Raw genomic sequence first — 22,716 nt, 5'->3', positions numbered from 1 at the left:
GGGAGATGTAGGGGCAAATCACATTTGCCCTAACTTGGACTTATGGGCGAACAAATTACCCCTGCATTTCCACACTTTAATTAATTTTAAAATTACTTTAAATTACCTTAGCTTCGTTTTTAAGCTTATCAATCAACTCATCAACGCTCGCCACTTTCACGCCTGCACTACGCTCGGCAGGGGCTTTGACTTTTAATGTGGTTAGCTTTGATGTCATGTCCACACCAAAATCGGCAGGGGTTTTGGTATCTAGTGGCTTTTTCTTGGCTGCCATGATGTTAGGCAGTTTTGGAAAGCGTGGTTCGTTAAGACGTAAATCCGTGGTAACGACCGCAGGCAGTGGCAAATTCACGGTTTGCAAACCACCGTCAATCTCACGAGTTACTTTGACCGCACCACCTTCTACCACCACTGCGGACGCAAAAGTACCTTGACCGACATTCATGAGTGCCGCCAGCATTTGTCCTGTTTGGTTGTTGTCGTCATCAATGGCTTGCTTGCCGAGTAGGATAAGCTCCGCCCCTTCGGCTTCTGCCACGCCTTTTAGGATTTTGGCGACTTGTAGCGGATATGGTTTGGCGTCTGTCTCAACCAATACCCCACGGTCAGCACCCAATGCCAATGCCGAACGCAACTGCTCTTGCGATTGGCTGGTGCCAATAGATACGGCGATAATCTCGCTTGCCACGCCCGCCTCCTTTAAGCGAACCGCTTCTTCAATGGCAATTTCACAAAATGGGTTTACGCTCATCTTGGCGTTGGTCAAGTCCACGCCAGACTCATCTGCTTTAACACGCACTTTGACGTTGTGGTCAACAACACGCTTGACAGCAACTAATACTTTCATGGTTACTCCGTTTTTTGGGTTTTAAAAATTTAATAAAAATATATCACATTTATTAGCTTTATGCCATGCTAGATTGTCTAAAATTTACAAATTTTGGTCAAATACTTAACGTGAATGAGCAGTCATTTTTATTTTTGGCGGTTGGGATAATAGGCAATGGCATTCTTTAAAAACCCAACCATAGGGCAAATTGCAATTTACCCCTACACGCTTTTCCAAAATACATTGCCAAATAACAAAAACAAAAAGCACCCAAATTGCTTTGAGTGCTTAGCCAATGATATTAGCAATTAGATTTTTTGGTATTGTTAATTGAGTATACTTTTCTAGAAAGCCGTTCGTGGTGAGCTTGTCGAACCATAACGGTTTTCCTAGACTTCGACAAGCTCAGTCCGAACGGAAAACCTTAAAATCTATCTTTATTTAACAATACCGATTTTTTCAATCTCTTCGGCTTGTGGGCCTTTTTTGCCTTCGCCTAGAATGAACGCCACTTTTTGACCTTCGGCTAGGGTTTTAAAACCAGAACCAGTAATGGCACTGTAATGGGCGAATACGTCTTGACCGCCTGCGTCTTGGGCGATAAAACCAAAACCTTTGGCTTCATTGAACCATTTAACAGTACCAGTAACTTTGTTTGACATGAGAGTTTTCCTTGAAAATGGGGAAATAATGGCAAAATGCCGTGAAAATATTTATGTTGCCAAAACCGCAAAATAAGTTAAAGATACGACGCTTAAACTCTATATCAAACCGATAAGTTGCCTTAATGGTTCAGTAATAAATCTAACATACGCCCTGATACCAGCACTCGTCCGCAAGTTATCAAAGTCGTTTTTTCGCACAAGGCGAGCAAAACACAATCTATGGTACATAAATACCGTACAGCTAGTATAACAAAGTTTTTATCAAAAAGGGGATTTATTTTTGTAATTTTACAAAAAAGGCAAATCGGTGTAGGGCAAGGCAAGCATACTCACGCAAAGCACAGCAAAAACAAGGGCAAACGACTGCGAATAGGTGAGATATTTGCTAGGCAGGACGATATCCTTTGGGTCATCAGGTAGGTCATCGCCGATGAGTTTCGCCCCTTTTATCCAGCTTAGCAGTGAATACACGCCATAAACCACAGGCACGCTCATCAGCACCCCGTCAAATTCCAAAAAGTACAACGCCAGTCCCGACACAATAAGCCATGATGACGTTAAAATACTGATGACGACAAAGGGGGTATTTTGGGGCAATTTGCCACCGTTACGGGCAACCCATGCCGACTCAATCCAAATCAAAATGGCAATGACAAGACTTGCCAAAATATACAAAATGGCAAAATCGGACAAACTGTTTAAAAAATGGTGAATATTATAAGCTATCATTAAAAAATAAATCTGCACAAATGTGCTATTATACGCTGATTGGGGCGTACTGACAAGGCAAAAAACAACCGCCCAAAGGACGGTCATTTTTATTTAAAAAGAAAATCTAAATCAGTTTTTCTCTTTATCAATGATTTTGTTACCGCCAATCCAAGGCATCATCGCACGAAGTTTCGTCCCAGTTTTTTCAATTTCATGCTCGGCAGTGTTACGGCGACGGGCAGTCATAGACGGATAGTTTAGCTGACCCTCAGCGATGAACATCTTGGCATATTCGCCAGATTGAATGCGTTTTAGGGCGTTACGCATTGCCTCACGGGACTGCTCGTTGATGACTTCTACGCCTGTCACATACTCGCCATATTCAGCATTGTTAGAAATTGAGTAGTTCATGTCGGCAATACCACCTTCGTACATCAAATCTACAATCAATTTCAATTCGTGCAAGCACTCAAAATACGCCATTTCAGGGGCGTAGCCTGCTTCTACTAGGGTCTCAAAGCCCATTTTGACAAGCTCAACCGCACCACCGCAAAGAACCGCTTGCTCACCAAATAGGTCGGTTTCGGTTTCGTCTTTGAAAGTGGTCTCGATGATGCCAGAGCGACCACCGCCCACGCCACAAGCATAAGACAAGGCAAGCTGTTTGGCAGTGCCTGACACATCACGCCAAACGGCGATTAGGTCAGGGATACCACCGCCTTTAACAAACTCAGAACGTACGGTATGACCAGGGGCTTTTGGGGCAACCATAATCACATCAAGGTCGGCACGGGGCTCAACTTGGTTGTAATGAATGGCAAAACCGTGAGCAAAGGCAAGGGTTGCACCTTGTTTGATGTTTGGCTCAATGGTCTCTTTATAAAGCTGGCGTTGGAATTCATCAGGGGTCAAAATCATGACAACGTCCGCACCAGCGACCGCATCGGCAGTTTCGGCAACTTTTAGACCAGCGTTCTCGGCTTTTTTCCAAGAATGTGAGCCTTGACGCAAACCAACGGTCACATCAACGCCAGAATCTTTTAAGTTTAGGGCGTGGGCATGACCTTGTGAGCCATAGCCGATAATGGCAACTTTTTTGCCTTGAATGATAGACAAATCACAATCTTTGTCATAATAGATATTTAAGCTCATACGAGTTTCCTTAAAAATTGCCATAAATGGCGTTGGGTTGGATTAAAATTTTCGGTATTGTTAATTGAGTATACTTTTCTAGAAAGCCGTTCGTGGTGAGCTTGTCGAACCATAACGGTTTTCCTAGACTTCGACAAGCTCAGTCCGAACGGAAAACCTTAAAATCTATCTTTATTTAACAATACCAAATTTTCAATATTTATGCTTGGCAAATATCTATAAATCATACTTATTTTTTAAAGCAATGAAATCTACATCAATTTTACCCAAAAGAATATTCCAGTACTCTTCAATCTTTGGGTTTTTAGATATTTCTTCCATAAAACTATCAGCTAATTCAATATTTGCCAAATCACAAACTTTTTCATCTAAACACTCAGCCTCTTGACTAATTCTATCAAATTCAGAATAAATCACATTATCCACTTCTTGATAAATTGGCATAATTAGAGAGTACCATTTATCAAAAATATCAACCAAATCTTTTGACAAATAAATTCTATTCTCTTGGATATGTGATTTTATCTGAAAAATCACGCTAAATTTTTTAAGATTTAGTCTATCTAAGAAATCATCAGGTCTAGACTGATTTTCCAAGCTTATAATAGAATATTTATACCTCAAATGAACCAATTCCATATAAGCATTCATCTTGCTAGAAAAGAATATTTTATATCCTTCTTGCAGTATGTTATTTTTTGCTTGTCTTTCTTGTAAAGAGAATTTTTCCAAGAAACCTAGGATAGGAATAGCACCTAATACCCCAAAAAAAGATGAAAAGAAACCAGACCAGTCCATAACCTACACCGCAAGCGTTCGCTCGCCCCGTGCAATGCCAATCACGCCAGAGCGTACCACTTCTAGGATTTTATCTCGTCCGATAACTTCAATAAAGCCATCTAACTTGCCTGCGTCCCCTGTGATAAGAATGGTGTAAAGGTTTGCCGATACGTCCACGATTTGGGCTCGGAATATGTCTGCCGTGCGGTACACTTCTTCACGGTATGCCCCTGTCGCTCGCACTTTGATGAGCATAAGCTCACGCTCAATCTGACTACCGCCAGAGACTTCGGACAGATTTTGGACTTTGACCACTTCAATGAGTTTATGAAGTTGTTTGGTAATCTGCTCAATCTTATCGGCGGTCGTAATCGTGGTCAGGGTAAGCCGTGATAATGTCGGGTCTTCGGTAGCGGCAACGTTTAGCGTATCAATGTTGTAGCCACGCTGACTAAACAGCCCCACCACACGGGACAGCGAGCCTGCTTCGTTTTCCATAAGTACCGAAATCAAGTGTTTTTGTAACTGTGCCATTAGGTACGCTCCCCTTTTGATAACCACATATCACGCATGGACTGCCCTGCCACTTGCATGGGATAGACGTGCTCACTTCTGTCCACATACACATCAATGAACACCAAACCGTCCATTTCTAGGGCTTCTTTTAGCTCCTCCTCCATAGTAGCAGGACTCGTAATTTTTACGCCTTTATGCCCATAGCTTTCGGCAAGTTTGACAAAATCAGGCAGCGATTTCATATAACTTTGGGCATGGCGACCTTCGTACAACATATCTTGCCACTGTTTTACCATACCAAGTTGGGCGTTGTTTAAGTTTAGGATTTTGACAGGCAAATTATACTGCAAGCACGTTGATAGCTCTTGGATATTCATCTGAATGGAGCCTTCGCCTGTGATACAGACGACCGTTTTTTCAGGACACGCCAATTTTGCTGCCATGGCATAAGGCAAGCCCACACCCATAGTACCAAGTCCGCCAGAGTTTAGCCATTGGCGTGGCTCGTCATATTTATAATAAAGGGCTGCGAACATTTGGTGCTGACCGACATCGGAGGTGATAATTGCTTTACCATCCGTGAGTTTGCACAGCGTTTCAACAACACGTTGGGGCATAATCGCATGAACATCGGCGTCCGTGTCATCGCCATAACGCAGACCATGACGTTTACGCCATTCGCCTATTTGCGTCCACCAGTCGGCAAGGGCGTGCTCGTCTAGGCGTTTGTCGCTAGATTTGACAATGCTTACCATTTCGGTCAAGACAGGCTTAACATCGCCCACAATAGGGATATGAGCGTTAATGGTTTTTGAGATTGACGTTGGGTCAATGTCAATGTGGATAATGGTAGCGTTTGGGCAGAATTTTTTGACGTTGTTGGTAACACGGTCATCAAACCTTGCTCCCACCGCCAAAATAACGTCCGCATGGTGCATGGTCATGTTGGCTTCATAAGTGCCGTGCATGCCAAGCATACCGACAAACTGCTCGCTCGTGGCAGGATATGCCCCTAGCCCCATGAGCGTGTTGGTAACGGGCAAATTTAACAAATTGGCAAGTTCACGAAGCTCATCGCTGGCATTACCTTGCACCACGCCACCGCCAGAGTAGAGCACAGGGCGTTTGGCAGACAGTAGCACGTCTAGGGCTTTTTTGATTTGACCGCTATGTCCTTTTGATGTTGGCTGATAAGAGCGAATATGAATCTCGCTTGGCATAAAATAGTCAAATTTATCGGCAGGGTTCGTCATGTCCTTTGGAATGTCCACCACCACAGGGCCGGGTCTGCCTGAGCTTGCGATAAAAAAGGCTTTTTTGATAATCGTGGGAATCTCGGCAGGGTTACGCACAACAAAGCTGTGCTTGACCACAGGGCGAGACACGCCAATCATGTCGCATTCTTGAAAGGCATCATCGCCAATCAAAGTGCTTGGCACTTGCCCTGCCAATACCACCATAGGAATGGAATCCATGAACGCTGTGGCAATGGCGGTTACGGTGTTGGTAACGCCCGGCCCTGACGTGGCTAGCACCACACCTGTACGTCCTGTAACACGGCTATAAGCGTCCGCCATGTGTCCTGCCGCCTGCTCGTGGCGAACTAGGATATGCTCAATCTTGTCTTGCTTAAATAGGGCATCATAGATATGTAGCACCGCCCCACCAGGGTAGCCAAAGATATGGGTTACGCCTTCATCAACTAAGGCTTGCACAAGTAGCTCCGCCCCACTCATGGCAACGGTTTCGCCACGGGCAAGTTTGGCTTGATTTTCATGGAAATGTTTGGCAGCGTCTGCCGTCTGAGTATGCCCCGTCATGTTGGGGGCTTGGGTGGTTTGCTCTGTCATATCAATCCTTTTCCCAAATGGGGTGAAACAAAACAACTTACCAAAGACGTGGTACAAGGACTGACAAAAAGATGAAAATGTCGTCTTGCAGACCGGTAAGTCTTGGGCAATGTTAAGTCGGTATGAATAAACGGTAATCTATTCGCTTGGGCTTAACAAACGTCTTTTTTGATATAAAAAACGCTGACTTATATAACTAATTTTTATAAGTTAAAAAACTTTTAATAAATTTAGTTATTAAAACTAAGATTTTGCTATCTTACCCCAAAACATCTTTTTTGCCAATAGTTTTTTAAAGATTATTGTTAATTTTTTAAAACAACACTAAAATTTACTCAAAAAACGACAAATACCGCATTTATTTGCCTAATCGGTCTTGATTTTATCGTGGTTTTGTTGCAATATTAGCATTATTTTTTGCCGACTGTGGAGATGTGTTTGACATCATCCAACATTAAGGACTTTTCATGAAAATTCATACTTTAACCGCCCTACTTAGCATTGCCACTTTTGGTATTACCGCCAACGCCAACACCACCACGGTTTACAAAAGCGTGGGTAAACATGGCGAAGTACGCTATAGCCAAATGCAACCCAAAGACACCCAAAACTTTCAAATATTAGAGATGCGCAGCGATGGACGCACCGCTGATACAGGACAACTGGCACAACAGCCTGCCATGCCCGCCCCTGCTCCAACGCCAGAAGCTCAGCGTATTGCCGACTTAGAACAGCAAAACAAAGCCCTACAAAACCAAGAGCTTGCCAATCGCTGTCAGTCATTGCGTGCTAACTTTGCCAACCTAACCATTGGTGGGCGTATCTTTGAAACCAACGCCAATGGCGAGCGAGTTTATTTAAATGACCAAGAGATTAGCTCAAAACGCCAACAACATCAACAATTGATTGACCAATACTGTCAAGGCGTCTAACTCTTTCATATCACTCCATTATAAACCCTACCACCATCAAGTTGTAGGGTTTATTTTTTACTTAAATTTTTTGCTTACGCAATGTTGATGGCAAAATCCCCATCGCTTCACGGTACTTGGTCACGGTTCGCCGTGAAATACTCACGCCCCGCTCTTCTAATACGCCAGTAATATAAGCATCTGACAGGGGCTTTTTGGGGTCTTCGTTTTGAATCATGCTTTGAATTTGGGCAGAGATGGCGATTGATGACACCTCGCCATCCTCACTATCTACACTGGATGAGAAAAAGTATTTTAAGGGGTATAAACCCTGTGGGGTGAGCATGGTCTTATTGGTGGTCAATCGTGAGACGGTGGACTCATGCAGTCCAATCTCATCGGCGATATTTTTTAGGGTCAAAGGAATCATCGCTTCCACGCCCCGCTCCAAAAATCCCTGCTGACGGCGAACGATACAACTTGCCACTTTAAGTAAGTTTTGGTTGCGTTCATCGATACTGCGAATGAACAGACGAGCATCATTTAGTTTATCTTTAAGATAAACATTATCATCGCCATCATCGCCTTTTTTGATGAGACTGGCGTATTCTTGGTTAATTTGTAAATTAGGAATGATGTCTTGGTTTAGCACCACTCGCCATGCGTCGGTATCGGTGACATTAACCAAAGATTTTTTGGCATATCTGCCTTTGGCCTCTTCTAAGGCGATGACTAAAATATCAGGAATATCAATACTTTGGTCAATACTACCTTCATTTTTATAAAACTCAGAAGCAGGCTCGGGATTAAGACTGCGGATAATCGCCATCGCCCCTTTTATCTCGGCAGAACTTAGGTCGGTATCCTGCATGAGTGCCTTGATGTTGTTCGTCTCCAAATGAGTGGTCGCCCCAAGCACCATATAAGCTTCATCAGCAAAAGGCAAATCAGGGTCATCTTTGGTCAGCTCGTCAAGTTGCAATCTTAAGCACTCGGGCAGATTTCTCGCCCCCACGCCCGTTGGCGAACACGCCTGAATGCGTTGTAATACCGAAACAATCTCAGGTGGGCTAACCGCCTCTTCCCACTGATAAAAGCTGGCAAGGGTCGCCAAATTCTGATACAGCTCATCCACGCCCAAACGGATATAACCCATCTCATCCATGGCATCTAGCAAATAATCCAAAATCAGCGACTCTTTGGCATTCATGGGACTAAAATTCATCTGAAAACGCACATGCTCTTGGATACTGGTGTGAGTCGCCCCCAAAAACTCATGCTCATCATCATGCCTGCCCGATGCACCAAAGTCGCCATCATACTCAAAATCAGGGGTATAGACATTATCCCAATCACTGTCCATCGCCCCGTCATCAAGCCCTGACTTGGTCAGCTTATCATAACTGTCACTCTCAAAGGGCTCATCAAAACCATCTGAGCCATCCGAGCTTTGCTTGTCATTTTTTTGCCAATTATTATCCGTCCAGTCATCCAAACTTAGCTCATCACGGTCAAACTCTACCTCAAAACTCTCATCAACCCGTTCAAGCAAAGGGTTGCTGTCTAGCTTCATCTGCACTTCTTGCTCTAATTCAAGGTGCGACAAAGCCAGCAGACGAATCGCCTGTTGCATTTGTGGGGTAAGTTTTTGGGATTGGTTTAAGCCAACGCCCAAGCCAAATGAGAGACTCATGGGTGTACTACTGTCCTAATTTTTAAAATATCTACCAACTTTTAAATTTTACAACATTTTGGCATAATTTTTGCATAGATTTTGCCAAAAGGCGTAAATTTTACGACATAACACCCCAATAACACCCATCATTGTTATTTTATAACTTATTTTCCTGCCTAAAATCCCATCACAACCCCATCCATCATGACCATTACGCCAATCATCAAGTCATCCGAAATCTACCCAAAAGTTGCCTAGCTTGATAAATGGCTTTATAATAAATTCGAAGTTATTTACCAGTAAGGACAACTATGTCAAAGATTGCCAACATTCAGCTAAATTCCCAAGATAACATTGATAACAATCTAGCCATTATCAAACAGGCTGTCTCTGTCGCCAAAGACAACGGGGCGGATTTGGCAGTTTTGCCCGAAAATGCCTGCGTCATGGGGTCGCAAAAAGAGCTTGCCAGCCGTTTTGATGAAATGGTGGATTTTTATGCACGCCTTGCCCGTGATACCGACATTCATATCTTAGCAGGCACACTCCCTTGCCCTACTCGCCCTGATGGCACGCCCATAGACGGCAAATTAGACGGCAAGTTCCGCCAATCTAGCCTACTGTTTGACAATACAGGCACGCTCATCACCCGCTATGACAAAATCCACTTGTTTCGGGCGTCGGTGGCGGACGGCGTGGGCAGTTATGATGAAGGTCGCACCTTTGAAGCAGGCGATACGCCCGTGGTGGCTCACTGCATACTAGGCGGTATGGCGGTTGGCATAGGCATGACGGTGTGTTTTGATGTGCGATTTCCCACGCTTTATCAAAAACTTAGAGATATGGGGGCGGACATCATCACTGTGCCGTCTGCCTTTACCCATACCACAGGCAAGGCTCATTGGCAATCACTCCTAACCGCTCGCTCGCTTGACAGCCAATGCCTTATCATCGGCTCAGCACAAGGTGGCACGCACCATTTTACCCACAAGGACAAGCCCCAAACCCGCCAGACGTGGGGGCATGGCATGATAGTAAATGCCAATGGGAAAATCGTGAGTGGTACAGACACGACAGACGGTGGCGACTTTATAATCATTTATGCTGATTTTGATAAAGATGAGCAAGATGATATTCGTAAAAATATGCCGATATTTGAATGTCGGGTGGAATTATAATTAAGGCTTTTTGGCGGTCGCCCTAGGATGTGTCTTATCATAAACCTTGGTCAGTGACCCAAAGTCCACATGGGTATAAATCTGCGTGGTGCTAAGATTGCTATGCCCCAACAGCTCCTGCACCGCACGCAAATCACCACTTGATGACAACAGGTGCGACGCAAAACTGTGGCGAAGCAAATGTGGATGCAAACCCTGGGCGATGCCTGCCCGAGTGGCACACAGCGACAGACGAAGCTGTATCGCACGCTCGCTTAGTCTTTTGCCATGTCGCTCACTGATGAACAACGCCTTGACGGTACTGGCAGGCGTGATGTCATCAGGCTTGGCAGTTTTGGCGACTTTTTTGGCTTGCCATGATGTGCGATAAGGCAGGTAGGCATTGATGGCTTGCATCGCCTTGGTGCCAATAGGAACAACACGCATTTTTTTGCCTTTGCCCAGCACCCTAACCGATTTGGCGGTCAAATCCACATCTGCCACATCAAGCGATGCCAGTTCCGCCAAACGCAGTCCGCTACTGTACATCAGCTCAAACATCGCCTTATCTCGCACCCACAAATCCGCCTGCTCGGGGTCATCGGGTGGGGCTTGCTCCAACAGCTGTGTCATCAAATCCACATCCAACACCACAGGCAAGGGCTTGGGGGCGGATTTTAGGCGATAACCGATGGTCGGGTTACAGATAGTCGCTTTGCCGTCTGTCATCCGCTCCTGCTCCTTGATGGCAAACTGATAAAACCGCTTGATGGCAGAAATGTCCCGTTTGACACTCGCCGTCTGCACCCTATCCTGCTCCAACCGTGTCACGACATACCACTCCAAATCCTTGGGGCGACAGTCCTGCCAGTCCACGCCATAACGCCCCAAAAACTCGCCAAAGCGGTACATGCTCGCCCGATACGCCGACAGCGTGTGGGGCGAATAATTCTGCCCTGTCAGTGACGACAGCCACCGCTCTATCGCTGATAGCAGAGTCTGAGTCATGGCTTGTCTTGGGTCTGTATCATGGCTAATGGGCATGTCATGAGCCTGCTCTGCTTGCCTAGCTAGGCTTGGCGGATGAGCGTCACTGGATGATTGGGCGGAGTGGGTTTGGTTTAAAATGGCGGACAGTCTCATGGCTATGGCTATTATTGGGTAAATGCTAGATAAGTATTGGATAAATATCGGGAAAATTATTTGGGTGGATTTGGTAAATTGGTAAAATCAGACTAGGAAATTTAGGAACAACTATCTTATCACGATTTGTCATGACAACCAAATAATTTTGGTTATGTTAAATAATTTTCCCAATTTTCCCAATTTTCCCAATTTTCCCAATTTTCCCAATTTTCCCAATTTTCCCAATTTTCCCTTCCCAATTTTCCCAATTTTCCCAATTTTCCCAATTTTCCCAATTTTCCCAATTTTCCCAATTTTCCCAATTTTCCCAATTTTCCCAATTTTCCCAATTTTCCCAATTTTCCCAATTTTCCCAATTTTCCCAATTTTCCCAATTTTCCCAATTTTCCCAATTTTTCAATTTTTCAATTTTTCAATTTTTCAATTTTTCAATTTTTCAATTTTTCAATTTTTCAATTTTTCAATTTTTCAATTTTTCAATTTTTCAATTTTTCAATTTTTCAATTTTTCAATTTTTCAATTTTTCAATTTTTCAATTTTTCAATTTTTCAATTTTTCAATTTTTCAATTTTTCAATTTTTCAATTTTTCAATTTTTCAATTTTTCAATTTTTCAATTTTTCAATTTTTCAATTTTTCAATTTTTCAATTTTTCAATTTTTCAATTTTTCAATTTTTCAATTTTTCAATTTTTCAATTTTTCAATTTTTCAATTTTTCAATTTTTCAATTTTTCAATTTTTCAATTTTTCAATTTTTCAATTTTTCAATTTTTCAATTGATTATCGCACCGCCCAACACCATGTCAAGCCCTTACCGCATCAGATGATAAAACAGCACAAAAACAAGACAAAAGGCAAGGCGATGACGATAATGGCACAGATTTTTGTAAGAATTTGCGGTATAATAAAGGGTTAGCATAAAAACAGTTGATAAGGTGAGCGATGGACATCGTACAGTATTTGCATGGGTTGGTATCAAGCTCTATGGGCATCTCAAACGAAGATACGAGTGCGGATTTGTTAAAGCAGTATTATGCCCTAAGCACGGCACGCTTGATTGAGCTTAATGATGGCTTTGACAGCACCAATGCCAAAAATCACAGCCTGACCGCCTTGTGGGGCATGCAGGCAGAGCCTTTGGCAAGGCGTTTGGCACGCAGTTTTCACATGGATGAGCAGTCCACGATGACACTCCTAAAAGCCATTACTCCGCCGATGATGGTGGAAGTGGCGAATTTGGCAGGGGGTCAGGGGCTGATTGCTTTTTTGGCACAGAATTTTGAATCAAGTCGCACGCATTTGCCTGCGTGGTCACCCCAGTTTATCCAAAGCTCGCTGGCTCAAAAGATTGAACAATTAAATGGACAAACGCCAACTGCTGATTTGGCATTTATCAATTCTGATAATCAGCCCAATCAAGCAGATGATGATATTGATAATACTCCCATCGCCACAGATGACTCACCAATTATTAGTGTCACCAAAACTGCTGATATTAATGATAATACCAATACACCCTTTGATAGTGAAAAACAAGGGGAAAATATTAATACCAATGGCATTTATCAAGATGGCATAAATAATGGCATTAATGGCGGTATCAATGGCAGTATTGATAATAATATAAATGATGATATCAATACCGATACAACCGCCCAAGATGGCGTCAATGATGATAATCATCTTAATGGTCATCACCCCATTAAACCCCATGTTAAACCCAAGGTAGCACGCCCCAACCCTTTATTAATGGGACTCGGAGCAGGGCTTATCGCCTTGGCTGTCGGGGGTGGAGCATGGTATCTACTAAAAGACAAATCAGGCTCATCAGAGACCACCCCCGTCCATGACCCCAATGTCGCCACACCGACCGTCAAATCGCTAAATCCGCCCCGTCTGTCCCTAACATCAGGCGAGAACGGCACGCTGTACGCCTGTCAAGCCGAAGTGGGCAACAGCCAGCTCCAAGAACAACTGCTCGGGGTGCTACAAAAGAACTTCGGGCAAATCGGCTGTATCATGGACATCGATGATAATTTTGGCACATCGCTGACAGGGCTAGAACGCTTGGAGAGCATCATGGCGATGGTCAAGGCTGAGCCGTTTACCAGCATTGAGATTATCGGCGACCACATCTATGTCAATACGCCAAAGATAGACATCCTGCCTAGAATCGTCAATGACATCGCCCTGCTCGCCCCGCAGTTTGACGTCTCGCCTGCTCCTGCGTTGGACAAGACAAATGTCATCAATCAGAGCTTTGAACGTGCCACGACCGCCCTAAATGGTCTTGATAATCCGCCCAACAGCTACGACTTGTCACGCTCGGCAAGCCTTGCGGTGATTGACTTTAATGGCACAAGCGAGTTGCCTGCCAACACCCATGGCGTGCTGTCACTACTGGCAGAGAAAATCAAAGCCAATCCGAGCATCAAGCTCATCATCGCAACCCACACCAGTGGCGGAGATGGCACTGACCGCATGGCAAATCTTAGCCTATCACAAAGTCAAGCCGAAGCGGTCAAAGCCTTTTTGGTAGAGCAGGGCGTAAGTGATACCCAGCTGACCCCCAAAGGTGTGGGCGACAGCTTTCCAATATCGGACAACGTGACCGAGTTGGGTCGCTTTAAAAATGGGCGGACAGAGTTTTTGGTGTTTGATGAAGCGACCATGACCGCACTCAACGTGGACATGACCCAGCTTGTGCCAGCACCAAACACCACCATGCCTGCCCAAAGCATGCCCATGCCTGCCCCCGTACAACAAATGCCCATGCCTGTGCAAAATGTACCCATGCAGACCATGCCAGAGTCCATGCCTGTGCAAAACATGCCCGTACAAGGCATGCCCGATGGCAACTACCTACCCCAACCTGTACAAAATGTACAACCCCTGCCCGAAGTGTATCCTGCCCCTGCCCCATCAGGTTATATTGGCACCACCCCACCCCCTACCCCGTCAGCAAGTACACCTGCCTTACCTGATGATTTTATTGAGCTTAGTAATGCCACAATTAGCTCTGAGCAAGGGCGAGGTGTAGAAAGAGAAGTGCGTTAAGCCAAACGTGATTTTAATCCATTTTTAAAACAGCAAACCCGTGAGTGAATCACGGGTTTTTTATGGATATCTGCATGGTTAGGGCAGGTCTGCCCTTTTTGGTGCAATCTGCATTTTAAAATTTATGAATCCAAATGGTTATTTATACAAAAATACATAAAGAAGACATGCCCCGATGCTTGATATAAATTCATTAAAGACAACATGGTTTTTTATTTATCAAATTTCATGAAAATTAAGATTAATAGTTTTTTTAAAAAATGTAAAAAAGATAATTATTTCAAATACTGGTATTGTTAAATAAAGATAGATTTTAAGGTTTTCCGTTCGGACTGAGCTTGTCGAAGTCTAGGAAAACCGTTATGGTTCGACAAGCTCACCACGAACGGCTTTCTAGAAAAGTATACTCAATTAACAATACCCAAATACTTATAACTAAAATCCCTAATATTATTAATGAATTTTTCCAATATTAATCATTGCAAAAATCAATGTTATTTTATACAATATTATCAATATTGAGTATGATTATTATTAATAAATCTACCCAATATTATTAAGAAAGTTTAAATAAACATAAAAATCGTTAGGAGCGGTTATGAAATACACTTCATTTTTAGGTCAGGGCGTCATGATTGGTGCAATTTGCATGACTGGATTTTTATCGGCTTGTGGCGACAAAGAGCCTGCCACACAAAATATTGTCAATACCGACAACACCAACACCAAAACCATCAAGGTGGCAGTCAATAGTGGCATGTCGCCTTTTGCTTATATTGATGAAAAGGGCAATCCCATCGGTTTTGATGTAGAACTTATCACTCATATCGCCCAAAAAAATGGTTATGCCGTCAAGTTTAATGTTCTGCCTTGGCAAGAGATGTTTAAGTCAGTAGAGCAAGGGACGAGCGACCTTGCCATCTCATCCATCTCTTATACGCCTGAACGTGAAGGCAAGTATCTGCTCAGCAATCCTTATGTGTATTTACCTGCGGGTATTTTATCCTTGGATGGTAAAGCAGATATTGATTCTGTGGCAGATTTAAAGTCACTAAAATTAGGTGTGCAAAAAGAAACGGTATTTGAAAATTTTGCCCGTGATAATGGCATTGACCAAGTGGTGGCTCAGGACAAGGTGTTTTTGAGCTTTCAGGATTTGGCAAATGGTAAAGTGGATGCCATTATTAGCGACAAGCAAATCGTTCAACATATTGCCAATGCACATCCTGAGTATAAGACCAAACTGTTAGAACATGGCGATGCGAATGACAAGGGTTCATATGCGGTCGCGGTGGCGCCCAAGGGCAAGACGCAAGTGATTGAGATGTTCAATCAGGGGCTGGCAGACATGAAAGCCTCTGGTGAGTTTCAAGCATTAGAGCAAAAATGGTTTGAAAATACTGGTGGCGAGTCGGCACAGACAGCTAAGAAATCAAGCTAGGTCATGTATAACCCTTGATTTGAATGATGATTTTTGTTATAATCAAGCCATTGGGGATGTTCTGGCTTCGACGCTGGTAATGAAACCTAATGATGCACGTCAAGAGCGTATGTCTCTTGTAAATCAACATACAATTTAAAATAGTCGCAAACGACGAAACTTACGCACTAGCAGCCTAAGGGCTACTTGGGTCGGCACAGATTGCCTTTGGTCTGGTTGCTCACCCCGATGCGAACGTACAAAGGATAGCATCTGTTAGCGTTGCGATGACAGGTGCGAACTCTTAGCAAATCGTCCAATCCACCCTGACTGTCGGGTCGGTGCGGATTAAAGCCAAAGACAGACTCTAAGCGTGTAGAGTCATGGGCGTAGTGCTGGCGGACGCGGGTTCAACTCCCGCCATCTCCACCACCCATCCAAATCACTAAAAATCATCAAGTATTTTTAAGTGTCATAAACCATCAAAAAAGCCTTGTAAATCAAGGCTTTTTTATTGTCTTGTTGTATCTCATAAAGTCATCGTGTATCATAGTATACTCACCAAACCCCAAAATAACACTTCAAACTCTCTTTGATTGTCTCAAACTCCGCCAAATAACTTCTAAGCCATTTCTTAATGGTTGCCCAAGTATGTTCTATTGGATTTAGCTTGGGTAAGCAAGGTGGTAATGATAAGATGATGTGTTTGTATGGTGTGTTATTGGCAAGCTCTTGCAAGTGTTTCACTCTGTGAAATCTTGCATTGTCTAAGATAAGAATCCAAAACATAACAGCTTTTCAAATCATATTCTAATAATCATGCCCATTGACAAAGAAGGAAATATCAGCGTTTTTTCTTCAAAAACTCTTCATCGCCACGCACTTGTTTCTCAGACAGATATCGCCAATAACGAATGGGCAGATACTGCTTATGTAGCTTGGGATTGATACGCTCTTTGATGATAGCATTGGCAAAATATCCCTGCCAAAATCGCTGATAACGAGCCTCATCATCACTCCACACCGAGCGACTGTCTGTCAATACATCATCATCAATCCCGACAATCATCTGCACGTCTGTATCGCCCTGCCTTGACAAAATACCATAGCTCCGCTTGATGTCATAAATGGCAAAATCTTGGTCTTGATAGCGTACCTTAAAGTGATTGGTGATGAGTGGCAGGACGTTAAAATCGGGGTTGATTTTGGCAAAATACACCCTCGTCTGTGGTATGCTCAAAGCGGACAAAGGCTTTCATGTGGTGTCGCTCTCGCCCAACTGATTTGACCGTTTGGTGTAGAGCCATGACATCGGGATGGGCGTGGTCTTTTAGGATATTTTTTGTGGGATTGACCGGGGCGTATTTGACCACACCAAAAAGCACGTTTGGGATATAGTCAAGCTCGGATAAGTACGCCCACATGAGCTGTCTTATGCCATCTTTGCCAAGCGTTTGGGTGAGCTTGGTCAGCACCCGTTCGGCTTTGGCAGGGTCGGTTGTTACATCCACGACCGTGTCAAAAAACTTTGGTATGTACTCATGACGGCACACCAAAGTCGCCCTGTCTGTGCACTTTTGCTCATAACAGACAAACACCGCCGTCAGCCAGCCATCAAAATCACTGTCATGGGTTAGGGTAATATTGTCATCGATGGTTAATAAATCCAGGTCGTTTTTCAATTTTCAATTTTCAATTTTCAATTTTCAATTTTCAATTTTCAATTTTCAATTTTCAATTTTCAATTTTCAATTTTCAATTTTCAATTTTCAATTTTCAATTTTCAATTTTCAATTTTCAATTTTCAATTTTCAATTTTCAATTTTCAATTTTCAATTTTCAATTTTCAATTTTCAATTTTCAATTTTCAATTTTCAATTTTCAATTTTCAATTTTCAATTTTCAATTTTCAATTTTCAATTTTCAATTTTCAATTTTCAATTTTCAATTTTCAATTTTCAATTTTCAATTTTCAATTTTCAATTTTCAATTTTCAATTTTCAATTTTCAATTTTCAATTTTCAATTTTCAATTTTCAATTTTCAATTTTCAATTTTCAATTTTCAATTTTCAATTTTCAATTTTCAATTTTCAATTTTCAATTTTCAATTTTCAATTTTCAAAAGATTATCGGCGAAGGTTTTGTTTTGTCAAGTCTTTTACTCGCCAATCACTTCGCCCCACACGCCACACACAAATGCCCGAATCGCTTGCCAGTTATCATCATCGACCACGACCTGTTTTTCGGACAGTGCCAGCTCGTGCGTGGTTTTTCTCAGTGCCAAATACGCCTGCGTGAGTCTGTCGCACCAGTCATCAGACCACAGTCCTGTCTTTGCCACTTCTTCAAAGATACGCACGTTGTCCGACCAGATGGCAAGGCTCGGGTGAGCATGGGCGTGGGCAAGCACCATAAACTGAGCCAAAAACTCGATGTCAATCAACCCGCCAAAGTCCTGCTTGATGTGAAAAGGCTGAACCAGTCCGTGGTTGTTGGGCTGATTTGATGATTTGGTGCCCAGATGTTCTTTCATCTTTTGACGCATGGACAGCACGTCTTGGCGTACCTGCTCGGACTCTCGGTGAGCGGTCAGCACCTGATGGCGAGTGACATCAAAGGCATCCAGCACCGCCTTGTCGCCTGCAATGCCCCTAGCCCGTACCAGTGCCTGATGTTCCCACGCCCACGCCTTATCACGCTGATAGTCATCAAAGCCCTGCACCGACACGACCATCACGCCTGCGTTGCCCGATGGTCGAAGACGCATGTCCAGCTCATAGGCACGCCCATCACGGGTCTGCGTGGTCAGATAAGTGATGACCTTTTGGACAAGACGGGACGCAAACTTCATGCCACTAATCACCTTGACATTGTCGCCCACGGTATCGGCTTTTTCGTCAATGTCATGCAAAAACACCACGTCCAAATCTGACGCATAAGACATCTCAATCCCGCCCAATTTGCCATAGCCAATGACCGCAAAACCGCATGCCGTCTCATCGGTGGGCATGCCATCGGCACGCACGGGATGACCGTGTTTGGCGACCAGCTCATCATAAGCCCTACTAAGTGCCGATGACAGCACAACTTCGGCGATAAAGGTTAGGCTGTCCGAGACTTTCATGATGTGGCGTAAGCCTAGGATGTCAGCGGTCGCCACAGCCAGCACCTGTGACTTTTTAAAGGTGCGAATGGCGGTCAGATACTGCTCATCATCAAAGGGTAGTACCCGAAGTAGCTGTTGTCTTAGGATGTCGGTTAGCTCTGCTTTGTTGGGCAAATGCAAATAACGCTGTTGCAAAAAGTCATCAAGGAGCATGGGGTGCAAGGCAAGCTCTCGTGCTATCCACGGACTTGCTGAGAGCATGGGAATAAGCCCCATGGTCGCATTCGGGTTCTCTGCTATCATCACCAGATATATCGAGCGACGGCAGATGGACTCTAACAGCATGATAAGGCGTGGCACCGCATCATCGGCACGCTCCGCCCCATCACTCTTGGCATGATGACAGAGTGCATGTAGCAAAATCGGATACGCCCCATCAAGGCGTGCTTTGGCATCAGACTCTAAACTGGTGACCAGCTTGGACTGCCAAAACTCATCTAACAAATGCAAGCCATCAGCACTGAGCAGTCCCTGCAACACCTGCTCCATCTCTGCCGTCTCGCCCAGTGACTGCGTGGGGCTTTGGCGGTCGGTGACCATGCGGTTAAAGGGGACAAAGACATTTTGCCGATGACGGGCAAGCACCGCTTGAAAATCCACCACACTCTCAAAGCCCAATACCTGTGCAATCGCCACCAGCTCATCGCCCATCGGCAGTCTCTGGGTCTGCTCATCATGACGGGCTTGGATGGCATGTTCTAATCGCCGTAAAAAGCGATAAGCATCCATAAGCTTGGTGCATTCATCATCATCTAAATAATCAAGCTCACCCAACATGGACAGCACATCCAGACAAGCCGACCGCTCGCCCAATGCCAAATGATGACCGCCATAGATGAGCAAGAATGCCTGTGCGATGAACTCAATGTCTCGAATACCGCCCACGCCCAGTTTGACATTATCGGTGTCTTGGCGTTGGGCTTGCTGTGCCATGATGAGCGTTTTCATCTCACGCAGTGCCGAAAAGGCGGTATAATCGATATAATAACGATACACGAAATTTTTCATCACTGCCGACAGCTCATCGGCAAAGGGCGTGGATACGGGATTGACCACTCTCGCCTTTAACCACGCAAACCGCTCCCACGTCCGCCCATGCTGATTAAAATACTTCTCTAACGCTGACAAGCTCATGATGAGCGGACTGCCATCACCCCACGGACGCAGTCGCATGTCCACCCGAAACACAAAGCCATGCTCGCTGTGGTCGTTAAGCAGGCGGATGAGCATTCGCCCAAGCGTGGTCATGAACTTCTGATTCTCCACGCTCTTTTTGCCCTGCTCGCTGATGTCAGTATCGCCTGCCCCCAAATGCACAAAAATCAGGTCAATGTCGCTTGATAAATTCAGCTCTCTTGCCCCGAGCTTGCCCATGGCTATGACAGCAAATTCATCAGGCATGATTTTGGGGCTTTTTTTGCCCACGCCCCCCATGCCTGTCTGTGCCAACTGCACGCTACTGGTCATGGGGACTCCATACCGCTCTGCCGTCTTGTGCCATGCATAGTCCTTGGCAAAGCACACGCACGCATCGGCAAAGTCCGACAGCTCCGTGGTGAGTCTCTCTAAGCTGATGACTCCCAATGCATCTTGCCATATCCATTTGACCATCAGCATGGCTCTAAGTTCTCGCATCGCTTGCATGACTGCCGATTCATCAATCTCATCATATCGCACATCGGCATATCTCATATCGTCTTTTTTATCATTCCCTTTTTTATCATCCTTATTTATGCCATCTTTTACATCATTCTCTTTTACATCATTCTCTTTTTTATCATTCTCTTTTATATCATCTTCTGCACCGCTTATGCCTGCACAAATCGCCACAAACTCTCTGATTAATCCATCAAACACCGCACGGTCAAGGGAATGAGTTAAACCAAATCGACCCAAAAACGCACCGACCTGTGACGGCTGTTTTTGATAAATGCCAAAGGCAAAAGGACTGGCAAGGGCAAGCGTGGCAAGCTCGCTATCACTGGAGCAAAAATCAGACATGGCAACTCGCTCGATTTGTTGATTTGGGATTTATTGATTGATGATTTTTGCTTATTTTACACCAAATTTAAAAATTTACGCTATAATATCCAAAAAACAACCCATCATTATCATGGCACACACCCTACTACTCATCACCAAAAGCCCCCACGACCGCCAAGGCAAAGAAGCCCTAACGACCGCCACCACGCTACTAGACAGTGGCGAGCGTGTCTCGGTATTTTTCTACGGTGACGGGGCGTACACCGCCAATCGCCTAGCGTGGCAAAGTGCGGACGTGCCTGATGTCGGTCGCCTGTGGGTCGCCCTTGCCGAGCGATATCATCTTGATTTGCCCGTCTGTGTCAGCACCGCTTTGGCACGGGGCATTAGCGACGCCGATAACGCCAGTCGTCATGGCTTGGACGGTGAGAACATCCTACCCCCTTTTCGCTTGGTCGGACTCTCCGAGCTGGCACTACACATCGATGATGACACCCAACTGGTGCAGTTTTAACCATGAATATCCTAATCAAACTTGCTAGCGACAACGAACTCATCGCTTATGAAGCACTCGCCCTTGCCTTTGTGCTGGCGACCTTTGACCATGATGTCACGCTATTTCTGGACACGCCCACCCACCTACTGCTTGGCGACCCTGACAGTCGTATCTATGGCATGATACAGTCGCTTGATTTGTATGATATAGAAAAGGCATGGCACGGCTTTACTGATGAGCAGATGGCACGATTTGATGATGACATTCGGCACGCCCTAGCTGATGAGCGGTGCGTGCTTGATGATAAACGTGTGTTATTTGACAGCGTGCTTGAATTTTAACCCCATAATTTTAAGGCTCTGGTTCAAAAAGTATGCTACAAAGAAAACCGTTCGTGGTGAGCTTGGGAAACCTAACGGTTTTCCTACCCGCAGGCAGACTCAGGGCGAACGGAAAACCTAGTTCAGCATACTTTTTAGACCACTACCAATTTTAATTATATAACCAATCCTGCAACTAGCCCCCAACCCGCCCCATGACCATGACCGACACCACAACTCCCCTGCCTAATGAGCTAACCTTGGACGCTGATGGGCATTTGACCGACCACACGCTTTGGACACCTGCCATCGCCCAACAGCTTGCCGATACCTTGGGTATACAGCTTACAGACGTACATTATCGCATACTGGCACAGGTGCGGGCATTTTTTGACAAATATCATCACAGCCCTGCCACTCGCCCACTCATCAAACATCTATCCATCGCCCTGCCCGATGATGAGATTGACAACGCCAAACTCCAACAGCTCTTTAACACAGGATTGGTCGCACGCCATGTCAATCGTTTGGCAGGACTACCCAAACCGCCGAATTGTTTATAGATGATTGATTAAAATGTGCATGTTCTTTGATTTGCACAATCTAAAATTTAAAAACAAACCACTTTTTGCAAGGTTTGATTACATTTTATTACAGTAAAATGATGAATATTTGGATAAGATAAGTTTTGAGAGTTTTCTCACCCATTTTTTAACTAGGAGTTATCTTATGAAAAAGGTACTTGTTGTTGCCCTAGCTGGCATGTTCGTACTAACTGGTTGCAACACCATCAAAGGTTTTGGTAAAGACATATCAAGAACTGGTGAAGCCGTGACTGACGGTGCTCAAAAGGTTCAAGACAAAATCTAATTGACACTCCA

Annotated in this window: 22 protein-coding genes and 1 other RNA gene; 9 read left to right on the top strand and 14 right to left on the bottom strand. The window is 44.4% G+C overall.

Annotated features, from left to right (window positions below; all coding sequences use genetic code 11):
• Positions 1–97 precede the first annotated feature (97 nt).
• The 7 genes from DX073_RS10675 to DX073_RS10645 all read right to left on the bottom strand — a co-directional run bounded on the left by DX073_RS10675 (position 98) and on the right by DX073_RS10645 (position 6,389).
• Positions 98–847 (bottom strand): electron transfer flavoprotein subunit beta/FixA family protein, encoded by a 750-nt coding sequence (locus DX073_RS10675; RefSeq protein WP_115008033.1) that lies wholly within the window; start codon positions 845–847, stop codon positions 98–100.
• A gap of 419 nt (positions 848–1,266) precedes the next feature.
• Positions 1,267–1,491, bottom strand: coding sequence for a cold-shock protein (locus tag DX073_RS10670; RefSeq protein WP_115008032.1), 225 nt, complete (start codon positions 1,489–1,491; stop codon positions 1,267–1,269).
• Positions 1,492–1,782: 291 nt separating this feature from the next.
• Positions 1,783–2,310 (bottom strand): hypothetical protein, encoded by a 528-nt coding sequence (locus DX073_RS10665; protein ID WP_079324228.1) that lies wholly within the window; start codon positions 2,308–2,310, stop codon positions 1,783–1,785.
• Positions 2,311–2,334: 24 nt separating this feature from the next.
• Complete coding sequence (ilvC, locus tag DX073_RS10660) at positions 2,335–3,357, bottom strand: ketol-acid reductoisomerase (RefSeq protein WP_115008031.1); 1,023 nt, start codon at positions 3,355–3,357, stop codon at positions 2,335–2,337.
• 216 nt (positions 3,358–3,573) lie between these two features.
• Complete coding sequence (locus DX073_RS10655; RefSeq protein WP_115008030.1) at positions 3,574–4,155, bottom strand: hypothetical protein; 582 nt, start codon at positions 4,153–4,155, stop codon at positions 3,574–3,576.
• A gap of 3 nt (positions 4,156–4,158) precedes the next feature.
• Entirely contained in the window at positions 4,159–4,671 is a 513-nt protein-coding gene (gene ilvN / locus DX073_RS10650) for an acetolactate synthase small subunit (RefSeq protein ID WP_079324226.1), read from the bottom strand.
• Positions 4,671–6,389, bottom strand: coding sequence for an acetolactate synthase 3 large subunit (locus DX073_RS10645; RefSeq protein WP_258556951.1), 1,719 nt, complete (start codon positions 6,387–6,389; stop codon positions 4,671–4,673). Before DX073_RS10645 ends, ilvN begins: the two co-directional genes overlap by 1 nt.
• 581 nt (positions 6,390–6,970) lie before the next feature.
• Between DX073_RS10645 and DX073_RS10640 the strand changes: the two genes are divergently transcribed.
• Positions 6,971–7,435: a DUF4124 domain-containing protein gene (locus DX073_RS10640; protein WP_115008028.1), complete on the top strand. Its 465-nt coding sequence runs from the start codon at positions 6,971–6,973 to the stop codon at positions 7,433–7,435.
• Between the two features lie 61 nt (positions 7,436–7,496).
• On the opposite strand, the gene rpoN is transcribed toward DX073_RS10640, so the two are convergent.
• Positions 7,497–9,107: an RNA polymerase factor sigma-54 gene (gene rpoN / locus DX073_RS10635; RefSeq protein ID WP_115008027.1), complete on the bottom strand. Its 1,611-nt coding sequence runs from the start codon at positions 9,105–9,107 to the stop codon at positions 7,497–7,499.
• 293 nt (positions 9,108–9,400) lie between these two features.
• Here rpoN and DX073_RS10630 point away from each other — a divergent pair, with 293 nt between their 5' ends.
• A complete protein-coding gene (locus DX073_RS10630) occupies positions 9,401–10,267 on the top strand; it encodes a nitrilase-related carbon-nitrogen hydrolase (protein WP_115008026.1) in 867 nt (288 codons plus the stop codon).
• Here DX073_RS10630 and DX073_RS10625 read toward each other — a convergent pair whose 3' ends face one another.
• Together DX073_RS10625 and DX073_RS10620 are read right to left on the bottom strand one after the other, a co-directional pair.
• Positions 10,268–11,290, bottom strand: coding sequence for a tyrosine recombinase XerC (locus DX073_RS10625; protein WP_115008340.1), 1,023 nt, complete (start codon positions 11,288–11,290; stop codon positions 10,268–10,270).
• Positions 11,291–11,546: 256 nt separating this feature from the next.
• A complete protein-coding gene (locus DX073_RS10620; RefSeq protein WP_115008025.1) occupies positions 11,547–11,792 on the bottom strand; it encodes a hypothetical protein in 246 nt (81 codons plus the stop codon).
• Positions 11,793–12,334: 542 nt separating this feature from the next.
• Between DX073_RS10620 and DX073_RS10615 the strand changes: the two genes are divergently transcribed.
• From DX073_RS10615 to ssrA, 3 genes are all read left to right on the top strand, one after another.
• Positions 12,335–14,449 carry an OmpA family protein gene (locus tag DX073_RS10615; protein ID WP_115008024.1) on the top strand — a complete coding sequence of 705 codons (2,115 nt, stop codon included), beginning with the start codon at positions 12,335–12,337 and terminating at the stop codon, positions 14,447–14,449.
• A 598-nt stretch (positions 14,450–15,047) separates the two neighbouring features.
• Positions 15,048–15,890, top strand: a complete 843-nt coding sequence (locus DX073_RS10610; RefSeq protein ID WP_115008023.1) for a substrate-binding periplasmic protein — start codon at positions 15,048–15,050, stop codon at positions 15,888–15,890.
• A gap of 52 nt (positions 15,891–15,942) precedes the next feature.
• Positions 15,943–16,301: a transfer-messenger RNA gene (gene ssrA, locus DX073_RS10605) on the top strand.
• Positions 16,302–16,427: 126 nt separating this feature from the next.
• Here the strand turns inward: ssrA and DX073_RS10600 are convergent.
• From DX073_RS10600 to glnE, 4 genes are all read right to left on the bottom strand, one after another.
• Positions 16,428–16,658, bottom strand: coding sequence for a transposase (locus DX073_RS10600; RefSeq protein ID WP_115008022.1), 231 nt, complete (start codon positions 16,656–16,658; stop codon positions 16,428–16,430).
• A 55-nt stretch (positions 16,659–16,713) separates the two neighbouring features.
• A complete protein-coding gene (locus tag DX073_RS14760) occupies positions 16,714–17,088 on the bottom strand; it encodes a TIGR03915 family putative DNA repair protein (RefSeq protein WP_258556933.1) in 375 nt (124 codons plus the stop codon).
• Complete coding sequence (locus DX073_RS14755) at positions 17,057–17,551, bottom strand: DUF4130 domain-containing protein (RefSeq protein ID WP_258556932.1); 495 nt, start codon at positions 17,549–17,551, stop codon at positions 17,057–17,059. The genes DX073_RS14760 and DX073_RS14755 overlap by 32 nt, the downstream gene beginning before the upstream one ends.
• Positions 17,552–18,028: 477 nt before the next feature.
• Positions 18,029–21,037, bottom strand: a complete 3,009-nt coding sequence (gene glnE, locus DX073_RS10585) for a bifunctional [glutamate--ammonia ligase]-adenylyl-L-tyrosine phosphorylase/[glutamate--ammonia-ligase] adenylyltransferase (RefSeq protein WP_258556931.1) — start codon at positions 21,035–21,037, stop codon at positions 18,029–18,031.
• A gap of 112 nt (positions 21,038–21,149) precedes the next feature.
• On the opposite strand from glnE, the gene DX073_RS10580 reads away from it, so the two are divergent.
• The 4 genes from DX073_RS10580 to DX073_RS10565 all read left to right on the top strand — a co-directional run bounded on the left by DX073_RS10580 (position 21,150) and on the right by DX073_RS10565 (position 22,705).
• Positions 21,150–21,533: a DsrE family protein gene (locus tag DX073_RS10580; protein ID WP_115008338.1), complete on the top strand. Its 384-nt coding sequence runs from the start codon at positions 21,150–21,152 to the stop codon at positions 21,531–21,533.
• Positions 21,534–21,535: 2 nt separating this feature from the next.
• A complete protein-coding gene (locus DX073_RS10575; protein ID WP_115008021.1) occupies positions 21,536–21,856 on the top strand; it encodes a hypothetical protein in 321 nt (106 codons plus the stop codon).
• Between the two features lie 194 nt (positions 21,857–22,050).
• Complete coding sequence (locus tag DX073_RS10570) at positions 22,051–22,398, top strand: TusE/DsrC/DsvC family sulfur relay protein (RefSeq protein ID WP_115008020.1); 348 nt, start codon at positions 22,051–22,053, stop codon at positions 22,396–22,398.
• 166 nt (positions 22,399–22,564) lie between these two features.
• On the top strand, positions 22,565–22,705 hold the full coding sequence (locus DX073_RS10565; protein WP_115008019.1) for an entericidin A/B family lipoprotein: 141 nt from the start codon (positions 22,565–22,567) through the stop codon (positions 22,703–22,705).
• The last annotated feature ends 11 nt before the right edge of the window (positions 22,706–22,716 follow it).

The sequence above is a fragment of the Moraxella lacunata genome, assembly GCF_900453205.1.
Lineage (GTDB): Bacteria > Pseudomonadota > Gammaproteobacteria > Pseudomonadales > Moraxellaceae > Moraxella > Moraxella lacunata_B.
Note: the sequence above shows the minus strand (reverse complement) of the source record. Positions and strands in the feature narration are given on the sequence as shown.